The sequence below is a fragment of the Microcystis aeruginosa NIES-843 genome (genome assembly GCF_000010625.1).
Lineage (GTDB): Bacteria > Cyanobacteriota > Cyanobacteriia > Cyanobacteriales > Microcystaceae > Microcystis > Microcystis aeruginosa.
Window position 1 is genome coordinate 1,590,816 of record NC_010296.1, and the last position, 17,452, is coordinate 1,608,267.

General features: G+C 43.1%; 18 protein-coding genes and 2 pseudogenes. 8 read left to right on the top strand and 12 right to left on the bottom strand.

Annotation, left to right across the window (positions count from 1 at the left end):
- Positions 1 to 449: 449 nt before the first annotated feature.
- Positions 450 to 1,970, top strand: a complete 1,521-nt coding sequence (locus MAE_RS07755; protein WP_002757821.1) for an ammonium transporter — start codon at positions 450 to 452, stop codon at positions 1,968 to 1,970.
- Between the two features lie 144 nt (positions 1,971 to 2,114).
- Here MAE_RS07755 and MAE_RS07760 read toward each other — a convergent pair whose 3' ends face one another.
- Positions 2,115 to 3,377 carry a pentapeptide repeat-containing protein gene (locus tag MAE_RS07760; RefSeq protein WP_002795670.1) on the bottom strand — a complete coding sequence of 421 codons (1,263 nt, stop codon included), beginning with the start codon at positions 3,375 to 3,377 and terminating at the stop codon, positions 2,115 to 2,117.
- A 90-nt stretch (positions 3,378 to 3,467) separates the two neighbouring features.
- Between MAE_RS07760 and MAE_RS07765 the strand changes: the two genes are divergently transcribed.
- Positions 3,468 to 4,655: an RNA-guided endonuclease InsQ/TnpB family protein gene (locus tag MAE_RS07765; RefSeq protein ID WP_012265088.1), complete on the top strand. Its 1,188-nt coding sequence runs from the start codon at positions 3,468 to 3,470 to the stop codon at positions 4,653 to 4,655.
- A gap of 43 nt (positions 4,656 to 4,698) precedes the next feature.
- On the opposite strand, the gene lipB is transcribed toward MAE_RS07765, so the two are convergent.
- Complete coding sequence (gene lipB, locus MAE_RS07770) at positions 4,699 to 5,367, bottom strand: lipoyl(octanoyl) transferase LipB (protein WP_002757819.1); 669 nt, start codon at positions 5,365 to 5,367, stop codon at positions 4,699 to 4,701.
- A gap of 75 nt (positions 5,368 to 5,442) precedes the next feature.
- Here lipB and MAE_RS34805 point away from each other — a divergent pair.
- Positions 5,443 to 5,595 (top strand): annotated as a pseudogene (locus MAE_RS34805) (hypothetical protein); the annotation flags it as partial.
- Positions 5,596 to 5,688: 93 nt separating this feature from the next.
- Positions 5,689 to 5,940, top strand: a pseudogene (locus tag MAE_RS34810) (DUF29 domain-containing protein); the annotation flags it as partial.
- Between the two features lie 53 nt (positions 5,941 to 5,993).
- Here the strand turns inward: MAE_RS34810 and MAE_RS07780 are convergent.
- Genes MAE_RS07780 through MAE_RS07790 form a run of 3 tightly spaced genes read right to left on the bottom strand, consistent with a single transcriptional unit; the run spans position 5,994 to position 8,313 of the window.
- The gene (locus MAE_RS07780; RefSeq protein ID WP_012265091.1) at positions 5,994 to 7,328 is read right to left on the bottom strand and encodes a flotillin family protein; all 1,335 of its coding nucleotides are present in this window, start codon (positions 7,326 to 7,328) and stop codon (positions 5,994 to 5,996) included.
- A gap of 28 nt (positions 7,329 to 7,356) precedes the next feature.
- Positions 7,357 to 7,698, bottom strand: a complete 342-nt coding sequence (locus MAE_RS07785; protein ID WP_002795673.1) for a hypothetical protein — start codon at positions 7,696 to 7,698, stop codon at positions 7,357 to 7,359.
- Positions 7,699 to 7,746: 48 nt separating this feature from the next.
- The gene (locus tag MAE_RS07790) at positions 7,747 to 8,313 is read right to left on the bottom strand and encodes a hypothetical protein (RefSeq protein ID WP_012265092.1); all 567 of its coding nucleotides are present in this window, start codon (positions 8,311 to 8,313) and stop codon (positions 7,747 to 7,749) included.
- Positions 8,314 to 8,470: 157 nt separating this feature from the next.
- On the opposite strand from MAE_RS07790, the gene MAE_RS35635 reads away from it, so the two are divergent.
- Positions 8,471 to 8,596, top strand: coding sequence for a hypothetical protein (locus MAE_RS35635; protein WP_269453976.1), 126 nt, complete (start codon positions 8,471 to 8,473; stop codon positions 8,594 to 8,596).
- Between the two features lie 335 nt (positions 8,597 to 8,931).
- Here the strand turns inward: MAE_RS35635 and hpsP are convergent, their stop codons facing one another.
- The 3 genes from hpsP to MAE_RS07805 all read right to left on the bottom strand — a co-directional run bounded on the left by hpsP (position 8,932) and on the right by MAE_RS07805 (position 14,519).
- Positions 8,932 to 10,092: a hormogonium polysaccharide biosynthesis glycosyltransferase HpsP gene (gene hpsP, locus MAE_RS07795; protein WP_012265093.1), complete on the bottom strand. Its 1,161-nt coding sequence runs from the start codon at positions 10,090 to 10,092 to the stop codon at positions 8,932 to 8,934.
- A gap of 472 nt (positions 10,093 to 10,564) precedes the next feature.
- Positions 10,565 to 11,812, bottom strand: coding sequence for a tryptophan synthase subunit beta (trpB, locus tag MAE_RS07800; protein WP_012265094.1), 1,248 nt, complete (start codon positions 11,810 to 11,812; stop codon positions 10,565 to 10,567).
- A gap of 136 nt (positions 11,813 to 11,948) precedes the next feature.
- A complete protein-coding gene (locus tag MAE_RS07805) occupies positions 11,949 to 14,519 on the bottom strand; it encodes a DUF3536 domain-containing protein (RefSeq protein WP_012265095.1) in 2,571 nt (856 codons plus the stop codon).
- A 540-nt stretch (positions 14,520 to 15,059) separates the two neighbouring features.
- On the opposite strand from MAE_RS07805, the gene MAE_RS07810 reads away from it, so the two are divergent.
- Genes MAE_RS07810 through MAE_RS34015 form a run of 3 tightly spaced genes read left to right on the top strand, consistent with a single transcriptional unit; the run spans position 15,060 to position 15,878 of the window.
- Positions 15,060 to 15,341 carry a type II toxin-antitoxin system RelE/ParE family toxin gene (locus MAE_RS07810; RefSeq protein ID WP_012265096.1) on the top strand — a complete coding sequence of 94 codons (282 nt, stop codon included), beginning with the start codon at positions 15,060 to 15,062 and terminating at the stop codon, positions 15,339 to 15,341.
- Positions 15,342 to 15,351: 10 nt separating this feature from the next.
- Complete coding sequence (locus MAE_RS07815; RefSeq protein ID WP_002795680.1) at positions 15,352 to 15,666, top strand: HigA family addiction module antitoxin; 315 nt, start codon at positions 15,352 to 15,354, stop codon at positions 15,664 to 15,666.
- A 56-nt stretch (positions 15,667 to 15,722) separates the two neighbouring features.
- Complete coding sequence (locus MAE_RS34015) at positions 15,723 to 15,878, top strand: hypothetical protein (RefSeq protein ID WP_012265097.1); 156 nt, start codon at positions 15,723 to 15,725, stop codon at positions 15,876 to 15,878.
- On the opposite strand, the gene MAE_RS28885 is transcribed toward MAE_RS34015, so the two are convergent.
- From MAE_RS28885 to MAE_RS34815, 4 genes are all read right to left on the bottom strand, one after another.
- On the bottom strand, positions 15,853 to 16,104 hold the full coding sequence (locus tag MAE_RS28885; RefSeq protein ID WP_012265098.1) for a Txe/YoeB family addiction module toxin: 252 nt from the start codon (positions 16,102 to 16,104) through the stop codon (positions 15,853 to 15,855). The genes MAE_RS34015 and MAE_RS28885 overlap by 26 nt on opposite strands.
- Positions 16,105 to 16,288: 184 nt before the next feature.
- Positions 16,289 to 16,543 (bottom strand): hypothetical protein, encoded by a 255-nt coding sequence (locus MAE_RS07820; RefSeq protein WP_012265099.1) that lies wholly within the window; start codon positions 16,541 to 16,543, stop codon positions 16,289 to 16,291.
- A gap of 230 nt (positions 16,544 to 16,773) precedes the next feature.
- Positions 16,774 to 17,112 carry a DUF2442 domain-containing protein gene (locus MAE_RS07825; RefSeq protein ID WP_012265100.1) on the bottom strand — a complete coding sequence of 113 codons (339 nt, stop codon included), beginning with the start codon at positions 17,110 to 17,112 and terminating at the stop codon, positions 16,774 to 16,776.
- Complete coding sequence (locus MAE_RS34815) at positions 17,066 to 17,452, bottom strand: DUF4160 domain-containing protein (RefSeq protein ID WP_231859743.1); 387 nt, start codon at positions 17,450 to 17,452, stop codon at positions 17,066 to 17,068. The genes MAE_RS07825 and MAE_RS34815 overlap by 47 nt, the downstream gene beginning before the upstream one ends.

A 17,452-nucleotide genomic window follows, 5' to 3' on the forward strand; every position in this document is an offset into this window, starting at 1 on the left:
GGCACTTTCCTTAATTCCGCTTTCCCTAAAAGGGCGGGTAATACTAAATCCTGTTTAAAAGGTATTATTAGGAGAATGGGAAGCGGGAAGCGGGGAGAAACAATCCAGATCTTGCGGATTTTTGCTTAACTCATCCCGATAGTTTCTGAATATCGGGAGCGGATTTTGTCGGTGAATCAGCACGAAATTGGGCGTAACCACCCGCTAAAAAAACGGTTTTACCCACGCCGCGTTGACCGATACCGAGTAAATTAAAAGGGGGGGGTTGTTGTGGGTGATAATATTTTCATGAGCAAATTACAGCGTTTCTCAGATACATGAGGTTGGTTCTTGCATCTGAAATACTTGATTATCGACGATTGGTCTGTGCTTCACCTTTACGAGAAAGGCTGTAATAGAGTAATCTAATTAGCTAATCGATCAATTTTTGGCAAGCACCTCCCAATTTAATGACAAAAAAGACAGCTTATCATCTTAATACACCCATAATTATACCCACGATCGCCTGTTTAGCCATTCTGTTAATTCTCGTGATAGCAGAAATTAGCGTGGCCCAGACGGCAACTAGCGACAATAGCGAGGCTTTATACCGAGAATTAAGGGTGAAAATCGATACTTTATGGGTAATTTTCACCGCTTGCCTTGTCTTTTTTATGAATGCCGGCTTTGCCATGCTAGAGTCTGGTTTTTGCCGCTCGAAAAATACCGTTAATATCTTAACCAAAAACTTAATTGTTTTTGCCTTGACAACGATCGCTTTTTGGTCTTTTGGTTTCGGCTTAATGTTTAGTCAAGGTAACGGTTTTGTCGGTCTTAGCGGTTTTTTTGTGCTAGGAGCCGATAATAGCCCCAATACTGGTCTCAACTATCTTGGCATCTTTCCCTCCCTTTCTTGGGCGGGCATACCTCTACAGGCTAAATTTTTCTTTCAATTAGTCTTTGCCGGCACTGCGGCCACGATTGTTTCGGGGGCAGTGGCCGAAAGAATCAAATTTCTGGCTTTTTTCCTGTTTAGTCTGCTATTAGTGGCTTTTATCTACCCGATCACCGGTCACTGGATTTGGGGAGGAGGTTGGTTAGCGCGGCTCAATTTTTGGGATTTTGCCGGTTCTACGGTAGTACACACGGTCGGTGGTTGGGCCTCTCTCGTCGGGGCAGTGTTATTGGGGCCGCGTCTGGGCAAATATCAAGGCAGTAATTCCATGGCACTACCCGGTCACAATCTCACCCTCTCTACCCTCGGCTGTTTTATCCTCTGGTTAGGTTGGTTTGGTTTTAACCCCGGTTCCACCCTGGCGATGGAACCCGAGGCTATTTCCCGCATCCTCCTCAACACTAATATGTCGGCGGCCACCGGCGGCATCGCCGCAACCCTAACCGCTTGGCGCTATTTCGGTAAACCAGACCTCTCGGTGATTATCAATGGCATTCTCGGTGGTTTGGTGGCCATTACCGCTGCCTGTCCCTATGTACAGATCGGTTGGGCGGCAATTATCGGCATGATCAGCGGTATTTTAGTGGTTTTGAGCGTCGATTTCTTCGATCGCCTCCAGATTGACGATCCGGTTGGGGCGCTATCGGTACATCTAGTCTGTGGTTTGTGGGGAACTTTTGCGGTAGCTTTATTTGCCGCCGGTATCGAGGCTAATTTTTATACCCAGGGACCGGTGAGGGGATTACTGTTGGGGGGAGGATTACCGGCAATTAAACAGGTATTCGTGCAACTTTTGGGCTGTGCGGCAGTTAGTCTTTATACTGTAATTGTCAGTTGGTCAGCATGGAAGGCGATCGATTTTTTCGTCGGTTTAAGGGTATCGACGGAAGCAGAATTGAGAGGACTGGATCTGAGCGAACACGGTTTACAAGCTTACAGTGGTTTTCTGTTTAAATCCGACCTTGCCCATAAGGTCTCGGCTATTATTCCCAAAAGAACCATTATTCCTCCCAAAGATCGGGGAGCGGATAAGTAGTCTGGCAAAATTAATTTCCTAGTCGAGACTCCAATTCAGTGATCAGTGATCAGATGTGAGTTTTCACTGTTGCCCCTTGCCTTCAGAAGCTGACTACTGACTCCTAACCAACCACGACAATTTTTGATTTTGACCGGAGTCCCCTTATCGACCTAAAAGATTGGCAATATCAGCACATCCCCCCGGAATGGTTGCGCGGGACTTTTCCCCACACCAACGACAACAATAGTGACGTTGTTCCTCGCTCATATTTTTCACCCCGGTAAAATTGACATTTTCTACCACTGCTCCCGTGTGTTCTCCAGTGTCATAATTGGGGGGAACGCTGCGACTGCGGGGGGTAGCATTTTCTAGGGAACCATAAAATAAACGCATCCCTTTCATATCTGCCCCTCTTAAATTAGCTTCGTAGAGAATTGTCCGCGATACATTTGCTTTCACCAAATCGCTATAACTTAAATCGGCCCGCACCATATTCGCTTCGCTTAAATCCGTCCAGCGCAAATCCTGCCCAGAAATGTCGGACCCCGCTAACATTACCCCCAATTGTACTACTCTTGTACCGAACTCTCGATCCTCCGCATAACCCCCTTCCCCGTCTAGAATCGGTCTGCCTAGATAACGATCGCGTTTAATCGGTGATAATAGCCGCGATTGACTCAAAAAACGCAGTATTTTCGCTTTTCCAGAGGCATCGACACTGCTGAGGATGGAAGCGGTGCGACCTTCTGCGATCGCTCTTTCCTGGGGCCAATCTTCTAAAAATCCCTCCTCATCCAAGGCTAGATCGGAAATCCCTTGAAAATAGGAATCGATCGTCTGTTGTTGGGTAATGCGATTTTGTTGTATGGTTAAATCCTTAGAAATAACGTACTGTTCCCAGGCCACATAGACAGCTAACACGGCGATCATAATCTGTCCCAAAGCCCCCACCCACTCGGCCCAGGAACCAAACTCATCGTATTTAAAACTCTCTAACCATCGCAATATGCGCTCGTAAACTCCTAAATATTTCCCTAATGCTGCCAGAGCAGCTATAAAAACTATAAAGGCAAAAACCGTCTGACGTTCAGAGGGGGTGAGATAATGGGCGATCCACTGGCGAATAGAGGGCAAAATCACCTGTAAAGATATTAATATCGCTACTATCGCCCCAGAAAAGCCTAACCAGTCCCAGCTAAAGACCAGGCCGATGGTCATCACCATCAGGGGGGCCAGTAGTAACCCCGCGTTACCCGGTCGAAGATCTTTTAATAGTAGGATGCGCTGACGCACGGGATTACGCGAAGATAAAGAGGAGACGTATTCAGAAGCATCGGGGGGCGATAAACTGGTTTTACCGTTATTTTCGGGGTTATCGTCCCTATTTTCCGCGGCGAGTTTTTCTGGGTCTTTGCGATCGCTCATCGAAAATTTGGGTCTGAAACCCCGTCGTTCTACGACGGCTTTACTGTTAAATATTAGCACATTTACGAAATATATGCTAAAACGTGAGGTATGGAAAAAGCCTATTCGTTTCGATTTTACCCAACACCCGAACAAGAGTCGCTATTGCGGCGCACTTTGGGCTGTGTAAGATTAGTTTACAACAAAGCTCTCCACGAACGAACACAAGCTTGGTACGAAAAGCAAGAAAGAGTAGGATATGCTGAAACTTCTTCAATGCTAACCGAGTGGAAAAAACAAGAAGAATTAGACTTTCTCAACGAGGTAAGCTGTGTACCTTTACAACAAGGGTTAAGACATTTACAAACAGCTTTCACTAATTTCTTTGCTGGTCGTACTAAGTATCCTAACTTTAAGAAAAAACATCAGGGAGGAAGTGCCGAATTTACCAAGTCTGCTTTTAAATTTAAAGACAAACAAATCTATTTAGCCAAATGCACAGAACCTTTACCTATTCGATGGTCAAGACAAATTCCAGAAAGCTGTGAACCAAGCACAGTAACAGTCAGATTACATCCTTCTGGACGTTGGCATATTTCAATTAGATTTGATGACCCAACAATTAAGCCATTACCCCCAACCGATAAAGCCATCGGAATTGACTTAGGAATTAGTAGCCTAGTAATTACCAGCGACGGCGATAAAGTATCTAATCCTAAGCATTTTAAGAAACATTATCAGAGGTTGCGAAAGGCCCAAAAAAATCTTTCTAGAAAACAGAAAGACTCAAAGAATCGAGAAAAGGCAAAAATCAAAGTAGCCAAAATTCACGCTCAAATCACCGATAGCAGAAAAGACCATTTACATAAGCTAACCACTCAATTAGTTCGTGAAAACAAAACGATTGTGGTTGAGAATTTAGCCGTTAAGAATATGGTCAAAAACCCGAAATTATCTCAGGCAATATCTGATGTAAGCTGGGGAGAAATAACCCGACAATTAGCCTATAAATGCCGTTGGTATGGGAGAAACTACATCGAAATAGATAGATGGTTTCCTAGCTCTAAAAGGTGTAGTAATTGCGGGTATATTGCTGAGAAAATGCCGTTAAATGTTCGAGAATGGGACTGTCCAGACTGTGGGACACACCATGACCGAGATATTAACGCCAGTAAAAATATTTTGGCCGCAGGGCTTGCGGTGTCAGTCTGTAGAGCGACTATAAGACCAGAACAGAGTAAATCTGTTAAGGCAGGTGCGAAAAATCCTTCGGGACAGAAGCAGAAACCTAAATCGTGAGGTTTGGGAATCACCGTCCGTTTACGGCGGTGAGGATGTCAAGTTAATCCTTGTCAAGAGAAAATAATTCCACACCGAAAACTGAGGCGAAAACTCTCGATAAATCTTGCTGTACTTGCATAAGACTAATATTAGGCAGAAACTGCCGTAAACTGCCCACGGGTTTATTAGCAATCCCACAGGGAATAATCTCGGCAAAACCGCTTAAATCTGGACAAACATTGATGGCAAAACCATGATAGGTAATCCAATGACTAACTTTAATACCGATCGCCGCTATTTTATACCCTTCTACCCATACCCCCGTCAGGCCCGCGATTCTTTCCCCCGACAATCCATAAATAGCGATAGTTTGCAGGATGACTTCTTCTAATTGTCGCAAATACCAGTGTAAATCCTGCCGATAATAGCGCAAATTGAGGATCGGATAGCCCACTAACTGCCCCGGACAGTGATAGGTGACTTCGCCTCCTCGCTCGATTCGGTACACTTCTTTGTCGGTTTTGTCAAGATTAAATTTAATAAACTTAATATCTGAACCAGTACCGAGGGTGTAAACGGGGGGATGTTCCAGCAGCAGCAGCACATCGGGTAAGTCAGGATTAGCAATTCTCGCCTCCACCAGCGATCGCTGGTGCGACCAAGCGAGAGAATAGGGAGTAATTGCCTGAATTTTTAGCCCACAGAGACGAGGCATTTTTTGAGCATTCATCGAGAGATGTGATTGTTCAAATTATTTAAGAAATGTGGAAGATCACCAAGGAAAATTAAAAGAAGGGAAGAATAGATGTTGGGGAGAATAATAAGCACTAATCTAAAGTTATCTCATCTATCATCTCTTGGGATCAGTATCCTCCAGTTTATCCTCATCGGCGCAAAAAAAGCACCAAAACAAGTTCAATCCTTGATTGAGCAAACCCACCAACAGGTTGTTGACCCTAACAATCAAAGAAATGTTATCGAGTTAATCGAGAAGATTATTATCTACAAATTTACTCACCATGGCACTGCTCTAAGATGGAGACAATCAATTATGCTAGGTGTTCACGCATTAAAACAACTCTATGAGATTGATGACTCTCAATGGCTAGGAGAAACCATTAGCCTACTCAGAAATCATTAATTTCAACAGCTAGACTTAGAACATTTAATCGAGGAATTAGAGGATTTGGGCAAAGAAAAGAAAAATGCTGTAGCCAGTCTTTTAGAACAGGTTATCCGCCATTTATTATTCCTGCAATACTGGAGCAAGGAAGCAGAATATAAGACAATTTATTGGCAGGAATAAATCGATAACTTCCGTACTCAATAAAATCAGGCTAGTATGTTTTCTGACTGCTATTTTTCAATTTTATTGGTGAGAGTTCCGACCACATCAATACCGAGGGTTTGATGGACACTGGCGAGGAATTGATTGACGATTTCGGGATAGACTTTAATCAGGGTAGCGAGGGATTTCCCATCACCATTATCAACAATATTAACTCGCTCGAGGTGTAAGCGTTTAGGAATTTTGATCGCTTCTTCTAGGATAGTTTCTAACTGTTGAATCAAGAAAATTGCCTCTGCTTCGCTGCCGGTATTTTGCCAGACTTCCGCGAATAATTCGTTAACCAAGGCTTCAGCTTTGGCATTTTCTTCAAAAATTGCCGCTTCTCCTCTAGCGCGGAAAGTTTCGGCTTCCTGCTGCGCTTCTGCGGGTAAAACTTGATCTGCTTGGAGACGTAATCTTTCCAATTCTGCCCTAACCTGTTGCAATTTTTCCTCAACTATAGCACGTTTTTCCTTAGCGGCAGCAATAGTTATTTCTTCTTCGGATTTAGCCTGTTGTTCCAGTTTTGCCTTTAACTTTCTCAATTCGTTTTCTTGCTCTAAAATGATAATTTGATCGCGGGTTTTAGCTACGGTTGCCTGTTCCTCACATTCCGCAACTATTTGTTCAGCTTCATTGAGTGCATTTGATTCAGCAATTTCAGCATCACGCATGACTAAAGCGATTCTTTCCCGTCCGAGGGAGTTAAGATAATCCACGTCATCGGCAACATTTTGAATTTTGAGAGTATCAATTTCTAAACCGAGTTTAAACAGGTCTTGACTGACGTTACTGGTAATACTTTCGGCAAATTTTAGACGATCTTCGTTCACTTGTTCGGGGGTCATTGTTGCGACTACACCCCGCAAGTTTCCTTCTAAAGTTTCTTTAGCTACGCGAATAATTTCTTCTCGATCTCGATCTAAAAAACGTTCGATCGCATTGCCGACTATTTCAGGTTTAGAACTAACTTTCACGTTAGCAATTGCCACTATATTCAGGGGAATATTGCCCTTAGAATAGGCATTTTTAATCTCAATTCTGATCGGGGTTGTGGTGACATCCATGCGTTTAACGGTTTCTAAAACTGGAATACGAATCGCCCGCCCCCCCGATATCACTCGATACCCCACATCCTGTCTATCTTTTGATTTGCGTTTCATCCCACTCAGAATTACCACTTCATTGGGTTTACAAATACACAAAAAAGCATTGATAAACCAAATCGCACCAATCCCCAGAAATATCAATAAAGCAATGGGAACACTATTCAATAATAAATTACCAGCACTGTTGTTATTATTGTTGTCGTATTGATTGGAATTGATTTGGATGAGATAGGAATTATTTTGACTATTCATAGTTAGTTACCCTTTGGTCTAGAAGAAATTACAAATTTCCTCTGATATACTTTTCCGCAATGACTAAAACTTTATTGTCCTGGAAATTGAGGATAAATGCTTGATCCCCGACATTAAATTGTTCTTCCCCTTCCGTTATCGCTACTATATCGATCAGACTATCCCCGACATTAACTCGCACTTTCCCCTTGCTATTTTTATCGAAGGGGATTTGAACAACTCCGATTAAACCGATGAGAGAGTGATGATCGACGATACTATTTACCTGTTGGTTGCAGCGTCTTAACTTAACTAAAATTAGGAGTAGAATGGCCAAACCAATACCTACCCCTAAAGAAATTAAAACGATTGTGAGCAGTTGAGCATTCATAGTTTAGTTATTTACCGTTATAGTTGCCCCCAATCTAATTACTGTTAACTAATTCGAGACTTCGGCCATTTCAATCACGCGATCAGCATTATCTTTGACCAAAAAATTTAAAGGTTTATTGCGACGAACTTTATACTTTAAGCGTCGTGATTCCACCCGCATCAGAATTTGTTCTAAACAATCGTGATCAAAACAAACGTGACGATGACGATCCTTATAACCCGCGGTTGCTCCAGCAACGATGTGCAGTTGGGTATTTTTCTTTAACTGATACCATAAACCCTGGGGTTGATCTCCCAAAGAAGTATGAGCAGTAGTCACAGCCGGATTACTAGACATATAAAATGGGTCAATCATATTATTGCCCATCGTCTGCTCATAATTGTAATAGTAATGGAGGGGAACATCGGCCGTGGGTAAATTTAAAAGTCCTTCATAAAATTGTCGGGCTGTCTCCAAATCTGTCACCATGATTGTATGAACTTTTGGGGCGCTGGTTAGAAACATCCACATGGCTAAAGCATAAGCGGCCAGAAGCATAACCATAATCCCCTGGGTGGACAGGAGAGTATCAAGGGGTAGGAAAGCGCCGAAGAAAAGATGATTTATCAACACTGATGTGATCCTATTGCCTAAGAATTTCTATCATTCCCTAATTATAATCACGACGCTGAAACTTAAGTGAACAGGGTGGGGAGTTACCGAGTTCCGTACATTTGTATTAAAATGCTCCCTACCCAGTTTAAATAGGGTTTGCTGAAAAAGCTTTTCGGTGGTGGCAGGGTGTGGGGTGTGGGGTGTGGGGTTTTATCGATTTTCAGGTGGTCAAGTAGCTAATTTTCAGGGAAAAAGTCCAGGAATTTTCCCCCCGATCCCCGCAATGGCTGGCACTTTTTGAGGGGAAAAAAGTCCAAAAGTCTTATCCAACAAGGTTTTTAGATTTATTCAGCAGACCCTAAATACAGTACAATTTGCCTCAAATTTTCCCTATGGGATGAATAAATGATGAGATGATGACATTGCGGACGGAAATATGAGGAGTTAGCGGAGATGAAAGCGTATATTGGAAATAGAGCCATCCCTAGAAAAGTGAGCCACTGTTATGAATTCTTTTGCGCTTCCCGTCTTTCTGCAATCAGGTTTAACCCTACTGGCATTTTTAGTGCTGGTTATCCTGATGGCCTAAATTTTAATCCGTCTGTGACTTCGATCGAGCAGGGGACGATCGATAGCTCAGACTAGATTTTCATAGACGGTTAGCATCTCTTCAGCGATCGCTGACCAACTGTATTGATTTAAGACTAAATCCCTGGCATTTTTCCCTCGTTGTTGGCGAATTTCAGGATTAGTGATAGCCGTTGCCAAAGTATTAGTTAAATCCTCAAGCTGACAAGCTGTCACCCATCCCGCAGCCGCTGCTGCTACCGCAGGATATAGATCCACCCGGTCGGAGATAACCACGGGAATTCCGGCAGCCATAGCTTCTGCCACTGCGATGCCAAAATTTTCATAGTAGGAAGGTAAAACAAATAAATCGGCCCTAGCGAGGAGGTTATTTTTTACTTCTCCGGTCACAAATCCGGTAATTGTTGTATTTTTGCCCAAGATTGACCGCTCGATCTGATTTTTAATGCGATTTTCGTACTCCCGATCCTGGGGATTGCCTCCTGCTAAGACAAAATGAAAATCTAGGCCCTTTGCTAACAGACTTTCTAAACTGGGCAGCAATAAATCTAGACCTTTTTTCGGGTCAAGACGGGACATATAGAGGATGATCGGTTTATTTTGGGGAAGATCAAAACCGTTTACCGGTAGAGCTTGTGGGTCAAAAAAATCTACCCCTAGGGGGATGACAATATCCTTAGTTTTTATATTAAATCTTTCGGCGATTTGACACTCCTGCTGACTGGTAAAATGAACTGCCGCCGCCGCCGCTAAATTGGGTTTTTCCAGAAAATTGGCATATATTTGTTTAAGTTGCCGTTTTTTTTGCAAATCTGCCGGATCGAGGGTGCCTAGGGGACGGAGAATATAGGGCAGTTGACGGTAACGAGCGATCGAAGCCGATATACTGCTCACTGGGGAGAATAAGGCATGAATATGGGCGATATCGTAATCTTTTGCCCTATTAGCCAACCAAGTAAACAGATCAAGGGAAAATTTATAGCGGCGAAAGGGAGAACAGCGAAAATAATAGATTTGATAGCCATTTTGACTAACAGGGACCCCTAAAGGCACATCTAGGGGTGCTTGTCCCGTGTCACCATTGGAATCGGTGGTAATAATAGTCACCTCTTGGCCTAGTTGGGCCAAGGCCGCTGACAAACCGAGTACCATTTGACTGGGGCCACCATAAACAAGGGAAATCGAAGGAACAATCTGAAGAATTTTCATCGAAAAATTGGGTCAGAAACCCCGTCGTTCTAGGTTGGCTTTACTGTTAAATACTAGCGCATTTGCACGATATATGCTAGAAAGTGCCACTTAGAGCGACTCTAAGACCAGAACAGAGTAAATCTGTTAAGGCAGCTGGGAAACCGCTCAAGAACCCCGAAGAGGATATCAAATTCAGCTAGTTCGGAACAGGGAACGGTTGAAAACGAATATCAAATTTAGATGCACAATAGCTTATCCCTCTGATTTACCAGTTATCAGTAAACAGTAAGCAGTTATCAGTGATGAGACGGGGAGTGGGTAGCATTTTCTGCTCAGTAAATGATAATCGGTCAAGGGTAAAAAGACAGCAAGAAACCGCCATTTAATAAGTAGGTCAGCCCCCCCCTTATTAAGGGGGGCAGGGGGGGATCACTTAATACTCAAATCTGATAACTGCTCACTGATAACTGCTCACTGAAAAGGCTAAAGGTTAACCATTCATCGATAAATATTTAGCCACCGATTGCACATCTTTATCACCCCGTCCAGAGAAATTAATAACAATGCGAGGACTACCAGTTACTTGCGGGCAAAGAGTTTCTAAATAGGCTAAAGCGTGGGCAGTTTCTAGGGCCGGAATAATCCCTTCTAAACGGGAAACTCTTTGAAAAGCTTCTAATGCTTCCCGGTCAGTGACACTGTAATATTCGGCGCGACCACTATCTTTTAAAAAGCTATGTTCTGGCCCGACTCCGGGATAATCTAAACCGGCACTAATGGAGTGGGCCTCGATAACTTGACCTTCGCTATCTTGTAATAAATAACTCATTGCTCCATGTAGAACCCCCGGTTGACCTTGGGTAAGGGTGGCGGCGTGTTTTCCGGAAGCGATACTTTCCCCGGCGGCCTCAACACCAATTAAACGCACGGAAGCTTCTTTAACAAACTCATGAAATAAACCCATAGCATTAGAACCACCCCCCACACAAGCGAGGAGAATATCCGGTAAACCGCCCCATTTTTCCAGACTTTGCTGACGAGTTTCTTGACCGATAACCGCGTGAAAATCGCGCACCATCATCGGATAGGGATGGGGACCTGCCACAGAACCAAGGATGTAGTGAGTGGTTTCCACATTCGTTACCCAGTCGCGAATCGCTTCCGAGGTGGCATCTTTCAGGGTTCCTGTCCCGGCGGCCACGGGTTGCACCGTCGCCCCAAGCAGTCTCATGCGGAAAACATTGAGTTCCTGGCGTTCCATGTCGTGAATTCCCATATAAATCACGCATTCTAGACCAAAACGAGCGCAAACCGTAGCGGTGGCCACGCCGTGCTGTCCTGCCCCGGTTTCGGCGATAATTCGCTTTTTACCCATGCGTTTGGCTAATAAAACCTGACCGAGGGCGTTATTAATCTTGTGGGCCCCGGTATGGTTTAAATCTTCCCGTTTCAGGTAAATTTGCGCCCCAGTGCCGTCAGCTTTGGCATAATGGGCGGTGAGACGTTCGGCAAAATATAAGGGACTGGGTCTACCGACGTAATCCTTGAGCAGTTGATTTAATTCTTCTTGAAAATCGGGGTCGTCTTGATACTGATTATAGGCCGTTTCTAGTTCACTTAAGGCTGGCATCAGGGTTTCCGGGACGTATTTGCCCCCGTAGCGTCCAAAACGCCCAAAAGCATCGGGATACTGGGTTGCTGTGCCGGCTGAGGCGGCATAAATCGGCGTGATAGTCATGTAAACCTTCGATGAGAGACCACGATCCATTATAAATCTAAGGGTTTAGTCTCTGGGTTAACCTGAGTTTCAGGGCAATCATCACCTAACCTACTTAATAATCAAAGGGTGAGCATTGCCCACCCTTTGACTGATTTTACAGCCAAATACTCACATCAACTTTTAACACCTGTCCTAATAGTAATAACCATTTTAATTGAGTCATTGGCCAGGGACAGGCAGCATCTATGGAATTGGACTGCAAAGAATTAGGAACTAAACGATCATGGAAGTAATAATAGTATAATTCCTGAGAGCGATCGAGGGATAATCCTAGCTTTAATTGTTGGCTAACTTCAATTAAACGGGTGATTAGGCGAGTATCCTCCTCCGCCGTTAAAGGATCGCCATCGTGTAATAATTTCCCAAGAGATTGCCAGAGCAGACTTTCTAAGGTTTGACGCGCTTCGGGGATGTTTAATTGACAGTGTAAATGATTGGCTTCCTTAGCAATAGCCAATAATTGATCGAGATTATTTTCCGTCGCTTGCCGCTGCTCAAAATCTTTTTCTAGGGCATTAATCACCTGTAAACAACGGTGAGAAATGGCAATATCGGCCGCCACCTGTAACTCTTGAGGTACGGGAATCTCATCCCGTTGGAAAGCCGCTAAAATGCCGTAATTATCCCGATAAACTTGGGTGTATAATTGATCGAGACGTTTTTTAGTTTCTGCTGTCACTTTCTGCATTATCCGGTGTCTTTCATCGGCAAAAAGATGGGGTAAAGCAAAAAAGTTTTCTCCCAATCCGCGCCCCATTTCTACGATCATGGTCGAGACACTGGCCTGTTGTAAAGATTCAAAGAGATGATCCTTAAGATTGGTATAGATTAACCGACCGTTAAAAGGTTGAATGCAGCAGTAAAAATCCCAACCTCCTAAATGTAGAACAGCAAAGACAAAATGTTCACTTTCTTGGGTAATTTCCGAGGTTAATTCCACCTGTCCCACTGCTAAAGTTAAAGACCCGATCGCTTGTTTTTGATAATCTAATTGACGGGTATTGTAACAATAAATCCGATGATGACTGGGATAATTGGTAAATAGGGAACTAATAGCGTAATGGGCCGCCACCCGTTCCAAATCGACCCGCGCAGAAGTGACCAATTGTCGATAGACATCAGCCCCATCTTGATATAACTTAACGTTACTGGGAGCGAAGGCTAGACGACTGAGGAAATTCATTTCTAATTGAATTCCAGCCACTTCTCCAGCTAATTCCAGGGCCCGGCCAGCATATCTCAAAATTTGCGTGCCTTCAGGTCGAGAAATTTCCTCAAAAAACCAGCCACAACTGGTAAACATCAATAAAGCCTGTCTTTGCATTTCTAATAAACGCAAAGCATCGATTTTCTCGCTTTTACTCAGGTGGCGACTTTGATGCAAAGCGAGGAAATGTTCGATCGCGTCTGGGGAGCGATCTAAAATAACTGCAATGTAGTCATCCCTTGTCTGCCAAGGATCGCGGAAAAATTCCTGTCCTTGAATCTCATAGACCTTAATTAACTCATCTCTGAGCCAATTTAGGGACTCCCGCAGGGGTTTACGCCATTTTTGCTGGTAATTTCCCCCTCCCCCGCAACCACAGTCATCCTGCCAACGATTTACGCCATGGACACAACTCCAAGCGGTCACGGGTTTTAATTCCACTTCCCAAGTCGGGGGGCAAATACTGAGATAATGGGCGAAATTGGTGACTGTCCAGCCGTTTTTAGGGAAAGATTCCGTAAAAGCATAGCTAAGACACTTCTCTGTCCCCTGTTTGTGGTGGCCGAAGGTTTCCCCATCGGTAGCGACGCTGATTAACTGGGAGGGACGATGATCCCCTTTAATTGCCTGTCCCAGACGACCGACGAGAAAATCACTGCTGGCTAGGACATCATTAAAGCCCATATCGCGAGAAATTGGACCATCGTAGAAGAAAATATCCAGATAGCGACCATCGGGGATGTAACAGCGATAGGGACGGGTGGGATCGATTTGACCTCCGGCCACCGCGTGCCATTGGGGATGAGGATCCTGGTCGCTAGGGAAAGGACGACAGCGCAGGGCCTGGGAAGGGGCTAAAATGGTGAATTTAATCCCCTCATCGATTAAAGCTGTCACTGTGGCTAAATCAATGGCTGTTTCCGCTAACCACATTCCTTCGGGATCCCGGCCGAAACGGTGCTGAAAATCGGCTTTTCCCCAGCGAATTTGGGTGTATTTGTCCTGTTTGTTGGCTAGAGGCAGAATGATATGATTATAGACCTGGGCGATGGCGTTACCATGACCGTTTAAGCGTTGACAACTTTTTTGATCCGCTGTCAGGATGCGTTGGTAAACTTCGGGATCATGGGATTGCATCCATGACATGAGGGTGGCCCCGATGTTAAAGCTGAGATATTCGTAGTTATTAACTATTTTGATCACTTCCCCCCGGTCATTGTAAATGCGCGCAAAAGCATTGGCACGATAACACTCGTGATGGATGCGTTCATTCCAATTATGGAAGGGATGGGCGCTCGGTTGCCGTTCAATTCTGTCTAGATAGGGATTTTCTCGCGGTGGTTGGTAAAAATGTCCGTGAACCGTGATATAAACTCCGTGAGCGGTTTTCAGGGGATCGACCCCCGTATCGGTATAGGAATAAAAGGTTGTAGAAGGATTTTCAACAAGATAAGTCATAGAAAGGCCTAGAAAATCGGTTTTTTTGAGCGAAAATAGCTGTAGAATGTAGCGACCTGATGTTTAAAAAAACTGAAAACTTGGCCGTCTTTCACGGCCTTGGGGTCACAATACCATGTTTTATTTTCCTAGCAAAGCTAAGGTTAACAATTCGCAACTTCTCTATACACAGCCCTAAGTAGGGTTTGCTGAAAAAGCTTTTCCTGGGTGTGGGGTGTCGGGTTTTAAGGGTGTTAGGGATATGCTGACAATAAATCCGGTTAAGTACCTAAGCAAAATTAATTACACATATCTAACCACCTCTTGCCTCTTGCCTCTTGCCTCTTGCCTATCTTCACTAGGAAATTAATTTTGCACGACTACTTATTAAAGACTGATTATTTATTCCCCCTTTTGCCTGTCCTGATCTGTAGCCTATACTCAACGGATTTAGTATAACCAACCATAAAATCGGCGATCGCCCTTGAAACCACAAGAAAATGGCGATCTCAGTTGATGTTCTTGCTTGACATATTACGCAAAACGGAATAGCATTTGAATATGATTCAATCTTTCCGATGCAAGCATACGCGATTACTTTTTGAAGGAGGATATCCGCCTCGTTTTCGCGGTTTCAAAGATACTGCTATTCGGAAGTTGACTCAATTAGATGCGGCTCAAACCTTAGAGTTTCTGCGCTCTCCACCAGGCAATCAACTTGGAGCTTTAAAAGGCGATAGAAAAGAACAATATAGTATTCGGATTAATTCTCAGTTTCGATTATGTTTTATCTGGACAAATAATGGACCTACTGATGTTGAAATTGTTGATTATCACTCATAAATAATTAATTATGAATAACCGTCCTATTAATCAAATGCGACCCGTTCACCCGGGAGAAATTCTGCGGGAAGATTTTTTGATTCCTCTAAATATGAGCGTGAATGCTTTAGCTTTAGCCTTGAAGGTTCCTGCATCTCGTATTCATGAAATTGTTAAAGAACGTCGTTCTGTTTCGGCTGATACGGCAGCAAGATTAGCCCGCTATTTTGGCGGGGATGCTGCTTCCTGGCTCAATCTTCAAGTAATTTATGATCTGAAGACTTTATCTAACCGTGAGGAGATTATTCAGCAAATTCAGCCCCGTATTTCCGAACAAATTGCCTGATTTTTAATTAGATTAAGTCCCAGAGATTAAAACACTTTCAAAAGGGTAAAAGGTACATGGGACGAACTCTACAAAATCGGCACTCGCTCCTGCTGCTGCCCAAAAAGCGATCGCTCTTTGCGCTCCTATCCCAAGCAATGGCAATTTTAAAGTTTAATCAAGAAGATGACGGCGATTACATTGAGCCTAGTCATAATGAAATTTACAACTGATAATAATAATTTCTGTTTCTGTAATTTTATATACTAAGCGATGTTCATCATTAATGCGTCTTGACCAATAACCCTTGAGTTGATATTTTAACGGTTCGGGTTTACCGATTCCAGAGAAAGGATGGCACAATATATCATCAATTAAATCAACGATTTTTGGCTCTTCGGTTTGTGTTATGCAATAAACGGAGGTTATAAGAGATGGAACCCTTATAGAGAAAGGCATTTAGCGATTTTTGTCAATTATTTTTGATCTAGAGCGAACTAATCAATTAAGTCTCTTGCCAGATAAGGATTTAGTCTATTTATGCCCCCCTATCGAACCATAACAAGTCCCGAAGAGCCCGATTTTTTTATAGAGTTTTTTGTTTTCTATCGACAATTCATTGAATTCTTTAAAAGCTTTCGGATCAAATACTATATTTTTCACTCCATTCTTTTGTGGTAATTGTCACTAAGTTTTCTTTATTTTCTATTCTGTCAATAGCTTCCGATAATTGACGCTGATTGGCTTCTGTTGAAAGAAGATATTCGGTTGTATCGGGTTCAGAATCAGATACTAAAATAATAATATCCACATCTGTTCCTTCTTCTAGTTCCGCAGAATAAAGCTCTATTTTTCCTTCTCTGCCAACAATTCCTTTCTGTTTAATCGCTCTAATCATGATTTTTTCTCTTAAGATGTCAAACAATTATGGCTATTATATCAAAATCAGCATGAGTTAGCACTGATGAAAAAAAAGTGATCGCCATTCCCCAAAAATTGATCCCTCCAAAAGCGATCGCCGTTCACCTCATCAAAAAGCGATCACACCATGAGAAGAAAACCTGATCGCACTAAAGTCCAAAATAATCGCAAATCAGATAATTATTGTTAAAAAAACAATTTGGTACGTTACATTTCATTAGCGTACCCTACACGATCACCGACCATACTAACCGGTTGCTTGTCGAGGGCAATTTCAAATAAAAATTCAGGGGCAAAGTCTGCTCCGTTTGGCCATTCTATTGTCCGACTATTTACATATACTTTTTGAAATAAGCTTTTATCTTTTAAGGGTTCAAAGATTTCTCCATACAATTCTTGTTCTAAATCTACAATCCCTTCTATTCCATTATTAAAGGTTAGCTTTAATTGATACTTATCCAGATATTTCACACAGATAACATGAAGAAATAGCTCCTTTTTAGGGAAGGGGATCGATTCTGTTAAGAGGTTTTCTTTGACGCGCATTTTCCCAGTTCTCCAATAGTTCAGATTGTTGTAGATCAAGCCACTCCCATATTAAATTTAATCCTCTTTTGGGCATTTGACCACAAACTTCACCTGTTTGAATCATTATAATCGCTTCATAATCTTGATACTCGGCATGGATATGAGGCGGATTGTGATCATTATAGTTCATTGTGATTTTGATTCCATAGAAGCTTGATAGATTAGGCATGAGTAAGAATCGTAATAAAGGTTGCTTTCTAAAAGTTTGCCCCCTATTGTAAGCGATCGCCCTCATTCCCAAAAAACGATCGCACTTCCCATCATCAAAAAGCGATCGCACTACAAGATTAGCGATCAC

Coding starts and splice junctions, on each gene's coding strand:
- MAE_RS07755 (WP_002757821.1), top strand. CDS start 450: ATGACAAAAAAGACAGCTTATCATCTTAATACACCCATAATTATACCC.
- MAE_RS07760 (WP_002795670.1), bottom strand. CDS start 3,377: ATGAGCGATCGCAAAGACCCAGAAAAACTCGCCGCGGAAAATAGGGAC.
- MAE_RS07765 (WP_012265088.1), top strand. CDS start 3,468: ATGGAAAAAGCCTATTCGTTTCGATTTTACCCAACACCCGAACAAGAG.
- lipB (WP_002757819.1), bottom strand. CDS start 5,367: ATGAATGCTCAAAAAATGCCTCGTCTCTGTGGGCTAAAAATTCAGGCA.
- MAE_RS07780 (WP_012265091.1), bottom strand. CDS start 7,328: ATGAATAGTCAAAATAATTCCTATCTCATCCAAATCAATTCCAATCAA.
- MAE_RS07785 (WP_002795673.1), bottom strand. CDS start 7,698: ATGAATGCTCAACTGCTCACAATCGTTTTAATTTCTTTAGGGGTAGGT.
- hpsP (WP_012265093.1), bottom strand. CDS start 10,092: ATGAAAATTCTTCAGATTGTTCCTTCGATTTCCCTTGTTTATGGTGGC.
- trpB (WP_012265094.1), bottom strand. CDS start 11,812: ATGACTATCACGCCGATTTATGCCGCCTCAGCCGGCACAGCAACCCAG.
- MAE_RS07805 (WP_012265095.1), bottom strand. CDS start 14,519: ATGACTTATCTTGTTGAAAATCCTTCTACAACCTTTTATTCCTATACC.
- MAE_RS07810 (WP_012265096.1), top strand. CDS start 15,060: ATGATTCAATCTTTCCGATGCAAGCATACGCGATTACTTTTTGAAGGA.
- MAE_RS07815 (WP_002795680.1), top strand. CDS start 15,352: ATGAATAACCGTCCTATTAATCAAATGCGACCCGTTCACCCGGGAGAA.
- MAE_RS34015 (WP_012265097.1), top strand. CDS start 15,723: ATGGGACGAACTCTACAAAATCGGCACTCGCTCCTGCTGCTGCCCAAA.
- MAE_RS28885 (WP_012265098.1), bottom strand. CDS start 16,104: ATGCCTTTCTCTATAAGGGTTCCATCTCTTATAACCTCCGTTTATTGC.
- MAE_RS07820 (WP_012265099.1), bottom strand. CDS start 16,543: ATGATTAGAGCGATTAAACAGAAAGGAATTGTTGGCAGAGAAGGAAAA.
- MAE_RS07825 (WP_012265100.1), bottom strand. CDS start 17,112: ATGCGCGTCAAAGAAAACCTCTTAACAGAATCGATCCCCTTCCCTAAA.